Origin of the sequence: Microbulbifer sp. CAU 1566 (assembly GCF_023156515.1) — a bacterium.
In the GTDB taxonomy this organism is placed as follows: Bacteria; Pseudomonadota; Gammaproteobacteria; order Pseudomonadales; family Cellvibrionaceae; genus Microbulbifer.
Map to the genome: position 1 here is coordinate 554,951 of NZ_JALNMG010000003.1, position 12,218 is coordinate 567,168.

Annotated in this window: 11 protein-coding genes; 9 read left to right on the forward strand and 2 right to left on the reverse strand. The window is 55.8% G+C overall.

Translation table 11 applies throughout. The annotated features are described in order from the left end of the window. Nucleotides 1-34 precede the first annotated feature (34 nt). From purM to M0G74_RS10680, 9 genes are all read left to right on the forward strand, one after another. Entirely contained in the window at nucleotides 35-1,099 is a 1,065-nt protein-coding gene (purM, locus tag M0G74_RS10640; protein WP_160154133.1) for a phosphoribosylformylglycinamidine cyclo-ligase, read from the forward strand. A 7-nt stretch (nucleotides 1,100-1,106) separates the two neighbouring features. Continuing rightward, nucleotides 1,107-1,799 carry a phosphoribosylglycinamide formyltransferase gene (purN, locus tag M0G74_RS10645; RefSeq protein ID WP_248216617.1) on the forward strand — a complete coding sequence of 231 codons (693 nt, stop codon included), beginning with the start codon at nucleotides 1,107-1,109 and terminating at the stop codon, nucleotides 1,797-1,799. A gap of 61 nt (nucleotides 1,800-1,860) precedes the next feature. Then, a complete protein-coding gene (locus M0G74_RS10650) occupies nucleotides 1,861-2,619 on the forward strand; it encodes a DUF3108 domain-containing protein (protein WP_248216618.1) in 759 nt (252 codons plus the stop codon). Nucleotides 2,620-2,849: 230 nt separating this feature from the next. Next, on the forward strand, nucleotides 2,850-4,316 hold the full coding sequence (locus tag M0G74_RS10655) for an outer membrane protein transport protein (protein WP_248216619.1): 1,467 nt from the start codon (nucleotides 2,850-2,852) through the stop codon (nucleotides 4,314-4,316). A gap of 828 nt (nucleotides 4,317-5,144) precedes the next feature. After that, complete coding sequence (locus tag M0G74_RS10660; RefSeq protein ID WP_248216722.1) at nucleotides 5,145-6,458, forward strand: CmpA/NrtA family ABC transporter substrate-binding protein; 1,314 nt, start codon at nucleotides 5,145-5,147, stop codon at nucleotides 6,456-6,458. A 116-nt stretch (nucleotides 6,459-6,574) separates the two neighbouring features. Further along, nucleotides 6,575-7,579, forward strand: coding sequence for an ABC transporter permease (locus M0G74_RS10665; protein ID WP_248216622.1), 1,005 nt, complete (start codon nucleotides 6,575-6,577; stop codon nucleotides 7,577-7,579). Between the two features lie 66 nt (nucleotides 7,580-7,645). Next, complete coding sequence (locus M0G74_RS10670; RefSeq protein WP_248216624.1) at nucleotides 7,646-8,524, forward strand: ABC transporter ATP-binding protein; 879 nt, start codon at nucleotides 7,646-7,648, stop codon at nucleotides 8,522-8,524. Nucleotides 8,525-8,686: 162 nt separating this feature from the next. After that, a complete protein-coding gene (locus tag M0G74_RS10675; RefSeq protein WP_248216625.1) occupies nucleotides 8,687-9,910 on the forward strand; it encodes an alginate export family protein in 1,224 nt (407 codons plus the stop codon). 190 nt (nucleotides 9,911-10,100) lie between these two features. Then, nucleotides 10,101-10,904 (forward strand): type IV pili methyl-accepting chemotaxis transducer N-terminal domain-containing protein, encoded by an 804-nt coding sequence (locus M0G74_RS10680; protein ID WP_248216628.1) that lies wholly within the window; start codon nucleotides 10,101-10,103, stop codon nucleotides 10,902-10,904. A 68-nt stretch (nucleotides 10,905-10,972) separates the two neighbouring features. Here the strand turns inward: M0G74_RS10680 and M0G74_RS10685 are convergent, their stop codons facing one another. Both M0G74_RS10685 and M0G74_RS10690 read right to left on the reverse strand, forming a co-directional pair. Further along, nucleotides 10,973-11,398 (reverse strand): c-type cytochrome, encoded by a 426-nt coding sequence (locus M0G74_RS10685; protein WP_236250404.1) that lies wholly within the window; start codon nucleotides 11,396-11,398, stop codon nucleotides 10,973-10,975. A gap of 52 nt (nucleotides 11,399-11,450) precedes the next feature. Beyond that, the gene (locus M0G74_RS10690; protein WP_248216630.1) at nucleotides 11,451-12,215 is read right to left on the reverse strand and encodes a HesA/MoeB/ThiF family protein; all 765 of its coding nucleotides are present in this window, start codon (nucleotides 12,213-12,215) and stop codon (nucleotides 11,451-11,453) included. Nucleotides 12,216-12,218: the final 3 nt, after the last annotated feature.

Below are 12,218 nucleotides of genomic sequence, written 5' to 3' on the forward strand. Positions count from 1 at the left end.
CAAATTGCCAAACAGGCCCTTAACAGGTTGAACCATGAGCGACTCCAAGCCTAACACTCCTTCCGCCAGCCCCTCCCTCAGTTATAAAGATGCCGGCGTCGATATCGATGCAGGTAATGCCCTGGTTGAGCGTATCAAACATGTCGCCAAGCGCACCCAGCGCCCGGAAGTCATGGGCGGATTGGGCGGTTTTGGAGCCCTGTGCCAGCTGCCCAGCGGTTATAAAGAGCCGGTACTGGTCAGTGGTACCGACGGCGTCGGCACCAAGTTGCGCCTGGCCATGGACCTGGGCATCCACGATTCCATCGGTATCGACCTGGTTGCCATGTGCGTAAACGACCTGATTGTCGCTGGCGCCGAGCCGCTGTTCTTCCTCGACTACTACGCCACCGGCAAGCTCAATGTGGACATCGCCGCGGACGTGGTGAGCGGAATCGGCAAGGGCTGTGAGCTGGCGGGTGCTGCGCTGGTGGGCGGTGAGACCGCAGAAATGCCCGGCATGTATGAAGGCGACGATTACGACCTGGCCGGCTTCTGCGTTGGCGTGGTCGAAAAATCCGAGATCATCGATGGCAGCAAGGTACAGACCGGCGACAAGCTGATTGGCCTGGCTTCCTCTGGCCCCCACTCCAACGGCTACTCGCTGATCCGCAAGGTACTGGAAATCAGCGGTGCCGACCTGCAGAAAGACATGGAAGGCAAAACCCTGGCCGACGCGCTGATGGCCCCGACCCGCATCTATGTGAAGAACCTGCTGGCCCTGATGAAGACCGTACAGGTCAACGCCATGAGCCACATTACCGGCGGCGGCCTGCTGGAAAACCTGCCGCGGGTACTGCCGGACAATGCCCGCGCCGTGATCGACACCAAGAGCTGGGAACTGCCCCCGGTATTCCGCTGGCTCCAGGAAGCCGGCAACATCGAGGGCCGCGAAATGTACCGCACCTTCAACTGCGGTGTGGGCATGGTGATCTGTGTGCCCGCGGCGGATGCCGACAAGGCCGTCGCTGCGCTCAAGGACATGGGCGAAGACGCCTTCATCGTGGGCAGCATCGAAGCCGCCAACGGTGGCGAAGCCGTAGAACTGGCGGGACTGTAAGCCGTCCATGACGAATTCTTCGAACAACCCCCAATCCGACGACTCCTCTGGCAATTCTGCTGCTAAGGGTTGCCGCGCCGTTGTCCTCATCTCTGGCAGCGGCAGCAACCTGCAAGCCTTCCTGGATGCCGGCGACGACTGCGGCTACACCGTAGCCGCAGTCGTCAGCAACAAAGCCGACGCTTACGGTCTGGTTCGGGCACAGAATGCCGGCGTCGCCACCGAAGTTTTGAGCCACAAAGACTTCAGTGACCGCGACAGTTTCGACCAGGCGATGATCAAGGTGATCGACGCCTATCAGCCGGATCTGGTGATCCTCGCCGGCTTTATGCGTATCCTCACCCCGGACTTCGTACGCCATTACAGCGGCCGGATGTTGAACATTCACCCATCGCTGTTGCCCAAGTACCAGGGATTGCACACCCACCAGCGTGCACTGGACGCCGGCGACAGCGAACACGGCGCCACTGTACATTTTGTAACCGAAGAGCTGGATGGGGGCCCCCCCATTCTACAGGCCGCCGTGCCGGTAGAATCCGGCGATACCGCCGAGACCCTTGCACAGCGTGTTCAGGTGCAGGAACATAAAATGTATCCGCTGGTTGCCCGCTGGTTTGCCGAAGGGCGACTGCAGATGGTCGGCGACCGCGCGGAACTGGATGGCGAACTACTACCCCGCGGTGGTAAACGCCTCGACTGACAGGCCGTCTACACTTTCGGCCTGAATCATGGAACTAGAATTTCAGGCCGGAGGTGAGACCTTGTCTCGATACGCTTTTCTCAGTAAACACTTCTCCTCTTTCTTTATTGCGATTGCCCTCGGCGTGTCTGCTTTGGCCCAGGCTGAGCAAACCGCTTCGTCTCAAGCGCCCGTCGTTCTCACACCTTTCTCCGCCACCTACGAAGCCAAATTCAGTGGTTTTGGCGTCACCGCTGAACGCACCCTGAGCGGATCTCCCTCAAGTTGGCGCCTGGATTTTTCCGCACACTCCATGTTTGCCAAGATCGAAGAGTATTCACGGTTTGCGCAACAAGACCTGCGCCTGATCCCACAGCATTACGACTATCAAAAATCCGGACTGGGAAAAGACCGCCACACCGCACTCAGCTTTGAAGACGGTGCCCGCCGTGTGGTGAACGTGTATGACAAGGCCCATAGCATCGAAAATGCGCCAGCCAATATTCAGGACAAAATAAGCTATCAACTGCAGTTGGCCATCGATGTCGCTAACGGCAAAACGCCATTGAAATACCAGGTTGCCGACGGCAAAAAAATCCGGGAATACGAATTCGAAATTACCGGCAAGGAAACATTGCAAACGCCAATGGGCTTGATCGATACCGTCAAGGTACAGCGGGTCCGTGGCCAGGATGCCGAGCGCGTCACCAACATCTGGTTTGCCCCCGAATGGAACTACGCTCTAATAAAGCTGATGCAGCAGGAAGATAATGGCAAAAGCTACCAAATCACCCTGACCAAATTATCCATTAACGGAAATGCCGTCAGCGTAAAAAAATAACTTAAAAAAATTAATCACATTCTCCAAAAAATTTACGTCAAACCGTAGATTTTTCCGCTCTGCGTCTTTATAAAGTCGTCGCTTTCTCCCCGTGCGTGAAATTCGCACTGCTAGACTCCTTCTACTAGGAATTTGTTTGCCAGAAGCAAATGTTTCTGGAAAAGATTCTCGGCCTAAAGCGGGCGCAGTTTTGACCCGCAGGCATCATTTCAGCAATAGAGTGGGACCTCATGACTATCAAAACTCTGCGCAAGGCCGCACTGGCCGCAGCAATCTGCACCGCAGCTGGCGGCACTTTTTCCAGTGGCGCGCTGGCTGCGGGCTTCGCCCTTCAGGAATCCAGCAGCTCCGGCCTCGGCCGAGCCTTTGCCGCTGAAAATACAATCGGTGACAACGCCGCAATTCTGGCGCGTAACCCCGCTGGCTCCGCCTTGTTCAGCAGCATCTCGCTTTCAGGTGGTGTCACCTACGTAAACCCGGAAATCGATGCCGCAGGTTTCACTGACTACTACCTGCTTACGCCAGCAGGCCCTCAGCTGGCGGCGTCCGTTTTCGCAGAAGCGAATGACTACGCGAGCAGCGCTTGGGTACCCAACGCCTACCTGGCGGTTCCCTTTGACGACTGCTGGTCCTTCGGCTTGGCGATGAATACCGACTACGGTCTGGAAACCGATTTTAGATCCTCCTGGCCGGTCACCCACATCGCCGACAAAACCGAATTGCTCAGTGTCAATATCGCGCCGTCCGTTGCCTTTGACTGGAACAACCAGTTCAGCGTGGGTGTGTCGGCCAACATTCTCTACGCCGACGCCACCCTCAAGAGCAAAGTGCCGAACAACTTTGTACTGGATCCACTGGCGGAACAGTTACTGGGCACCTCGGTCTCCAACGCGCGTATTCTCGACGCGGATGGCGACGACTGGGACTATGGCTGGAGCATCGGTGCGCTGTGGCGCAGTGTTGATGGCCGAACCCGTATTGGTATTTCCTACCAGTCGGAGCTGGACCCCGAAATTGAGGCCGACGTGAATTCCGACCTCCTGACCTCCGTGAATACCGGGTTGCCGTTCGACAACGAGCCCGCCAATTTGACCCTTGACCTGCCCGACACGGCAGAAATTGGTTTCTACCACCGCTTCAATGACAACTGGGGCATAGCACTGGGCGCCATGTGGACGGACTGGGATGACTTTGAGCGCCTGGAGGCCTTCTTCCCGGATCAGCGTGTTAACGGCGAGCCCTTCCCCGGCTACAACCCGCTGGACATCAAGGAAGAGAACTTCAAGAGCGGCTGGCGCTACAGTCTGGGCGTGGAGTACTACCCCTGTGATGAGGTGACCTGGCGTGTGGGCTATGCGTTTGACAATGGCGCAGCTCGTAACGGCCTCTACCAAGATGCGGTCGAAGAAACGGCATCCTTTGGATTGGGCGGTGGCGCTGGATTGCCGGTAACCTGGCGCACCCTTTCCATTCCTGACGCGGATCGCCAGTGGGTTACTTTTGGCGGTACCTTCAAATTCAACAATCAATTGAGTGTGGATGCTGGCCTGGCCTACCTGTGGGGCGACGATGAGGTGATCCAGGAATTCCAGGCACTGCCACTGACCAACGACGTGGCCTTGGGTACCTACTTCGACGGTGGCACCACCAACCTCGAAGCCTGGCTGGTCGGCGCATCGCTGAACTACAGCTTCTGATCAACTTTCGTAACCGATTTTCGGTTAAGGCCGGGCGCTTGCGTCCGGCCTTTTTTTGTTCCGCACATTTTGGCCGTGCACTATTTCAGCCCCATCACTGCACTATCAGTGCACTATCAATGCACCATGAATGTCCCCCACGAGTGTTCACACCCGCACCAATTTTTCCGTTTCATGAGACTCCTGCACTGAAATAGCCAGCGGTTATCAGCAACACACTTCTCTTGTCGAACACAACTGGCACACTATTCAACACGCAGAAAAATAACGTATCTCCCTCCAACGAGCGCCAGCAATCTCGATGAGCGCTTCCTGAGCCGTGAAGAAATTCACATATGTTACAAAGACTTATAGGCAACTCACGGCTACTCCGGCGAACCAACAACCCCCGCCACCAACCCTCCATCAATCGCCTATCTGCAGTCGAACTAGAAAAAGTTGGCACAGACTCTGCAATGCAGCTGCTAAACGCGGAAAGAAAACACGCAGGAAAACACACTAATAGTTCCGCCCCAGAAGTGACCCGCTGACACCGGCACCTCATTTCCGTTGACCAACTGGGCCGCTCCATTTTGCAAAGCCCAGATAAAAACAGTTAGGCAACGCCCAGGCGTTTGCCCTTGAGCAGAGGCGCTCACCGATCTTGCCCCGAATGGCAAGCGACCGGTGAGCGCCTTTTTTTTCGTCCGAATTTTTTATACACATCTGAAAACTTGGAGAATTAACATCATGACCAGGAAAAATGTCTTCACACGCACGCTTTTCAATAAAGGCCCGATAAAAGCAATTGCCGCATCACTCACCCTTTCAATCGGTTTTCTTACCGGTATGGCACCAGCAACCGCAGAAGAACTCGGTTACCCAGAAAAAGAAGAGCTGACGTTTGGCTTTATCAAACTTACGGATATGGCCCCCATCGCCATTGCCTATGAAAAAGGCTTTTTTGAAGACGAAGGTCTGTACGTCACCATCGAGGCACAGGCGAACTGGAAAGTGCTGCTGGACGGCGTTATCGACGGTCGCCTCGACGGTGCACACATGCTGGCCGGTCAGCCAATTGCAGCGACCATGGGATTCGGCACCAAAGCGGACATCATTACCCCCTTCTCGATGGACCTGAACGGCAACGGCATCACGGTTTCCAATGCCATCTGGGAACAGATGAAGCCCAACATTCCGAAACAGGCGGATGGTAAGCCCGTCCATCCCATCAAGGCCGATGCTCTGAAACCGGTGGTGGAAAAATACAAGGCCGATGGCAAGCCGTTCAATATGGGTATGGTATTCCCGGTATCCACGCACAACTACGAGTTGCGCTACTGGCTTGCCGCTGGCGGCATACACCCCGGTTACTACGCCCCGCACAAGGGCGACACCTCCGGTCAGATCGATGCGGATGCCCTGCTCTCGGTAACCCCGCCGCCGCAGATGCCGGCGACCCTGGAAGCGGGCACCATCTACGGCTACTGCGTCGGTGAACCCTGGAACCAGCAGGCGGTATTTAAAGATATCGGCGTTCCGGTAGTGACTGACTACGAAATCTGGAAAGACAACCCGGAAAAAGTGTTCGGCATCACCAAAGAATTCTCGGAGAAGTACCCCAACACCACCGTGCGTATCACCCGCGCCCTGATCCGCGCCGCCATGTGGCTGGATGAGAACAGCAACGCGAACCGCCCGGAAGCGGTGAAAATCCTGTCCCAGTCAAACTATGTGGGCGCCGACTACGACGTGATCGCCAACAGCATGACCGGTACCTTCGAGTATGAAAAAGGCGACAAGCGTGAAGTACCCGACTTCAACGTCTTCTTCCGCTACAACGCCACCTACCCCTACTACTCCGATGCCATCTGGTACCTCACCCAGATGCGTCGCTGGGGCCAGATCTCCGAAGACAAGCCGGACGAGTGGTACAAGGAACTGGCAGCCAAGGTTTATCGCCCGGACATCTATGCCGCGGCCGCCAAATCCCTGATTGACGAAAAATTGGCCTCGGCTGAGCAATTCCCGGACTTCGCGACTGAAGACGGCTTCCGCAGCCCGCAAACCCATTTCATCGACGGTATCGTTTACAACGGCCAGGAACCCAATGCTTACATCGAGAAATTTTCCATTGGCCTGAAGTCCGGACAGAAACTGTAAACCAAAGCCCTTAATCCCATACGAGCAAGGCGCTGACCAGGAATCGCGGTCAGCGCCTCCACAAAAAAACAATACGCTCGTCTAACATACTCAACCCGTGTGCAGAGGTAACAGGAATGAATACCACCACTGTGAATGCCGAAAAATTACCGCGCTTCAAACTGCCGCAACTGAGCGACGTCTTCAACGGAACCCTTGTCAGCGGCGCAATTCGACTGGTCGCCCTGCCACTGGCCGGCATCCTCGCTTTCCTGTTGTTGTGGTCCATTACCGCACAGAATATCGATACATCCCTGGGTAAATTCCCTGGCCCCGCCGCAGTGATGGAGCAATTCAATTCCCTCTACGGTGAGCATCAACGGTCACGGGAGAAGGAACAGGCGTTTTACGAGCGTCAGGAAAAGCGCAATGCGGAGCGCCTGGCAAAAGTCCCCAGCTACGAGCCGAAGATCCGCGCCTACACCGGCAAAGAAACCTTCCTCGACCAGATCGTGACCAGCCTGGTGACCGTGATGAGTGGCTTCCTGCTGGCGGTAGCCATTGCCATTCCCCTGGGTATCGCTATCGGCCTCAGTAAAACCCTGAACAATGCGATCAACCCGATCATCCAGATATTCAAGCCGGTGTCACCGCTGGCCTGGTTGCCCCTGGTCACCATGGTGGTCTCCGCGCTCTACACCTCGCCAGACCCGGTGGTTGCCAAGTCGTTCTTGAATTCGCTGATCACCGTCACCCTGTGTTGCCTGTGGCCCATGGTAATCAACACCGCAGTCGGTGTTGCCGGTATCGACAAGGACCTGGTGAACGTGAGCAAGGTACTGCGCCTGCCGGCCCTGCGCCATGTACAGAAAATCGTATTGCCGGCTTCGGTACCGATGATTTTTACCGGCATGCGCCTGTCTCTGGGTGTGGCCTGGATGGTACTGATTGCCGCAGAGATGCTGGCGCAAAACCCCGGACTCGGAAAATTCGTGTGGGATGAGTTCCAGAATGGCAGTTCCGACTCTCTGGCCCGCATTATGGCCGCCGTACTGGTGATCGGCCTTATCGGCTTCCTGCTCGATCGCGGCATGCTCGCCCTACAGAAACTGGTTTCCTGGGATAAATCGGCAAACCAATAAGGCACACGGAAAGAAACAAACAAAGCAACAAGCAAAGAAACGGAACAAGATACGGAGAAAGAACCAATGAGCGTACTTCTCGACATCAGCCATATCGATATGGAATTCCCAACCCCAAAGGGCCCGTTTACCGCCCTGCGGGACGTGGACCTGAAAATTGCCCAGGGCGAATTTGTCTCACTGATCGGCCACTCCGGCTGTGGTAAATCCACCGTGCTGAATGTAGTTGCCGGCCTCTATCAGGCCACCCGCGGTGGCGTTATCCTGAGCGGCAAGGAAGTCACCGAACCGGGTCCGGAACGTGCGGTAGTATTCCAGAATCACTCCCTGCTGCCCTGGCTGAGTGCTTATGAAAATGTGGAGCTGGCGGTCAAACAGGTTTTTGGTCGCAGTAAATCCAAAGCAGAAATGCGCGAGTGGATCGAGCACAATCTCGACCTGGTACACATGAGCCATGCCATGCATAAACGCCCGGACGAAATTTCCGGTGGCATGAAACAGCGTGTGGGTATCGCCCGGGCACTCGCCATGCAACCCAAAGTACTACTGATGGATGAACCCTTCGGTGCACTGGACGCACTGACCCGCGCTCATATGCAGGACTCCCTGATGGAGATTCAGGCGGAGCTGAACAACACCGTCATTATGATCACCCACGACGTGGATGAAGCCGTACTGCTGTCAGATCGCATCGTGATGATGACCAACGGCCCTGCAGCCACTATCGGCGAAATTCTGGATGTCGACCTGGAGCGCCCTCGCCACCGCCTGGAGCTTGCGGACGATCCACTTTACAACCAGTATCGAGCCAAGGTTCTGAAGTTCCTGCATGAACGCCACAGCAAACCCGACGTGCCATTGAAAAAATTCGCGAAATCTAAAACGGCAGTCCCAAAAGCTAAGGAACACCACGTACAGAAAGAAGCGGTGGAAGACGCGGCCTGACCGTTTAGCGTATTACTTTTCGATTTTAGCTGTACCTCTTTAGTTTTACCTCCCGATACCAGTTTCCGTATCGGCAGGCCCTCCCTTTGCCGGAAATCGCGTATTTCGGGCAAAAGGGGAAAATTATTAACTTGTTTTTAATCTCCTTAACAGGAAAACCTTATGAAAAACCAGAAACAATTTTCCCAGTCTTCACTTCGCAAAAACCTGCTGTGCCTCGCCGTTGGCGCCATGGCTGTGGCACCGGCCTTCGCACAGGAAATGGCCGAGCAGCAAGCGCCGGAAGTCACCAGCATTGCCGATGCGTTGTCGCAGGGTGATGTAACCCTCGGCTTCCGTGCCCGCTCTGAATTTGTCGACGTAGATGGCAGCGACGTGGATCTCACCAGCCTGCAGACCCGTCTGACCTTCACCTCTGCGGCCTACGAAGGCCTCAGCACCCTGATCGAAATGGACGATGTTACCCACATCACCGAATTTGAGGGCGGCGTCAGTGACCCGGAAGGTACCGAAGTCAACCAGGCCTACCTCGCTTATGCCAGCGGTGCCACCACCTTCAAATACGGACGCCAGCGTATCCTGCTGGACAACCAGCGTTTCGTCGGCGGCGTCGGCTTCCGCCAGAACGAACAGACCTACGATGCCTTCAGCGTTACCAATACCAGCCTCGCCGATACCACGCTGTTCCTGGCTCGCGTCAGTAACGTCAATCGCATTTTTGGTGAGGACAGCCCGGTAGGTGATCACACCAATGATACCTATCTGCTCAACGGCAAATACGCGGGCCTTTCCGCGGGCACTCTCAGCGGTTACGCCTACCTGATCGACAACGAAGATGCCGCGGCCTTCTCTACTGACACCTATGGTGCGCGCTTCGCAGGCAGCCAGGCCAATCTCGGTTACACCCTGGAATATGCCATGCAATCCGCTGCGGCCAACAATCCGGCCAGCTACGACGCGGACTACCTGCTGGCTGAGGGTAGCTACAAGGTAGGAGGTATTACGCTGGCTGCGGGCTATGAATTGCTCGGTGCAGACGGCGCCGATGGGCAGTTCATCACTCCACTGGCAACCCTGCACAAATTTCAAGGCTGGTCTGACAAGTTCCTGGGTGGCGGTACCGGCAACATCTCTGGCGGAATCGAAGATGTCTACCTTTCGGTGGGCACCAGCCTGTCCGGCGTAAAACTCGCGCTCAACTACCACCAGCTGAGCTCCGACGACAGTGATGTATCCGGCATGGACAAGCTAGGCAGCGAGGCGGGCTTTCTGGTGGCCGGAAAATTGGCCGGGGTAAACCTCAGCATGAAATACAGTGCTTACACAGCCGATGACTTTAGCGCTGATACCGACAAACTGTGGCTGACAGCGCAAGCACAATTCTGAAAGTGTTCCGGCACAGACCAAAGTAACCCGAGATCAAAGTAACCCGAGATCAAAGCAACCCAACCACACTCGTTGAGTCTTACCCGGCCGCAAGGCCGGGGTTTTTTCTTTGCCCTGTCTGTTCTCACGGGTAAGCAATTACCAACAAACCTCCACCTTTTCCCAACCCACTCAATTCAGGAACGTGAAAATGAGATACGCCTTCTGCCTGATTTTTCTGCTGATCTGGGGCGATGCCCTCGCAAATAGCGAATTGCAAGATTTCAGTATGGGAGATGCCATCAACATCGCCGGACGCCAGAGAATGCTGTCCCAGAGGATTACCCAGTCCTATATTTTGCAGGGAATCCAACCCGGTACCGAAAAGCACCAGCAAGTATTCGAGCGGTCGATGAATGAGTTTGAGCGCAACCTGAAGCAACTGGCTGCATTCGAAGCGGCAGCGCCAGTCCGCAGTACCTTGTCTCTGGTACAGAAAGAATGGCAGGCATTTTCTGCGATCGCGCGCCAGCCGGTGAATAAATTTACCGCGGCAGAGCTGTTCAAACTCAGCAATAGCCTGCTTCCCGCTGCCCACACTTACGTCATGCGCCTGCAGGCACTTGCCAAGCACAGCAGCGCGGAACTGGTAAACGTCTCAGGTCGTCAGCGTATGTTGTCACAACGCATCGCCAAAAATTATGTGGCGCAATTCTGGGGCGTGGCCGGAAACGATGGCACCCGGCTTTTGTACGAAGACCTGGCTGAGTTCGAGCAGATGCTGGGCTTTCTTATGGAAAGCCCCCTGAATACGCCGGAGATCACCCGCAACCTGCTGAAAACGCAAGGACACCTGAGCTACGCAAGCCGTGGTTTTGATGGAGAAATGCAAATGTCGGAAGCCCGGCAAATTCACGTAGTGACCGGAACTACCGACATCATGTTGCGGAATATGAACGTCATCACCGGTCAGTATGCGCAGTTACTGAACGCGGTAGAGGTTGCAGCCCGCTGATAACGGACTTGCTCCGTCATTCCCAAGCAGGCGCAGCAGATGTGCGCTTCAGGCCGCGTCCTACAAGGCTACTTGGCGGTGGACATATAGGTGATCAGCGCCACGTAGTCCTCATCGGAGCAATGGAAGCAGAGCCCGGCCGGTGGCATCGCATTGAAGCCGTCGCGGGCGTGCTTGACCATAGTATCCATGCCTTTGGCCAGGCGCGGCTTCCAGGCTCCGACATCACCCGTAGCCGGCGCCCCCACCAGACCTTTCTCGTGACAACCGCCACAGGTTTGCTGGTAGGTCTCCAGTAGTTTCGGTGAAATATGCACAGCATCCACTTCAGTGACTGGTTGCGTCTCCACTTTCTGATCCGTCATTTCCTGAACGGCGACATCCTGCGCAGGCGCTTCGGGCGCCGTCACTTCGGAAGATTTTTCGCTGCAGCCGAAAAGCAGTGCGCTAAATGCAAACGCGGCGACCGCGTGGGAAAAAGTGTGTGCAGACAAGATACGCCCTCTTTTTATTTACTTGTTTATTCGTTAAGTCCCGTTGTACTGGTTATCCGCATACGGGACAAGTGCTGTTACTAGCCAGGGCCAGGGCTCGCCACTCGAGGCTTCCAGCCTCGAACAGCTGTAGTTTGTTCAGACTGCTCACCGGCAAGCCCGCGATCAGCTTGATCGCTTCAAGCGCCTGGGCGCTGCCCATCATGCCCAGCGCGGGACCAATCACACCTACGGTGGAACAGTTCTCCGCCTCTGGCAAATCGCTCTGCTCGGCTGCCGGTGGGAACAGGCAGGCGTAACAGGGGCTATCTTCTGCTCGAAAATCAAAGCTCACCAGCTGTCCGGAGAAACCGCGTACCGAAGCCATTACTACTGGTACCTTTTGGGTACGACAGACGCGATTGATCGTGTGGCGGATATTGAGATTGTCGGTGCAGTCCAGTACCAGATCGAATGACTGCTTGGATAGCAAATCCGTGAGCCAACCTTCGTCGGCCATCCGGCAGTGGGCGTGAATGCGGATCTCCGGATTGGCAGCGGTCAGCTGCTGTGCCGCCACCTGAGCCTTGTCCTTATCACGGTGATTGGTCCTGTAGAGCACCTGGCGCTGCAGGTTAGAGATTTCCACCTTGTCGCCGTCTACCAGATGCAGTTCGCCAATACCGGCAGCGGCCAGATACAGTGCCGCCGGGCTACCCAAACCACCGAGGCCGACAATCAGCACCCGCGCAGCACCCAGTTTCTCCTGCCCCGCCTCTCCAATCTGCGGCAACATGATCTGGCGGCTGTAACGCTGTAGCTGTTTACGACTCAACACGGC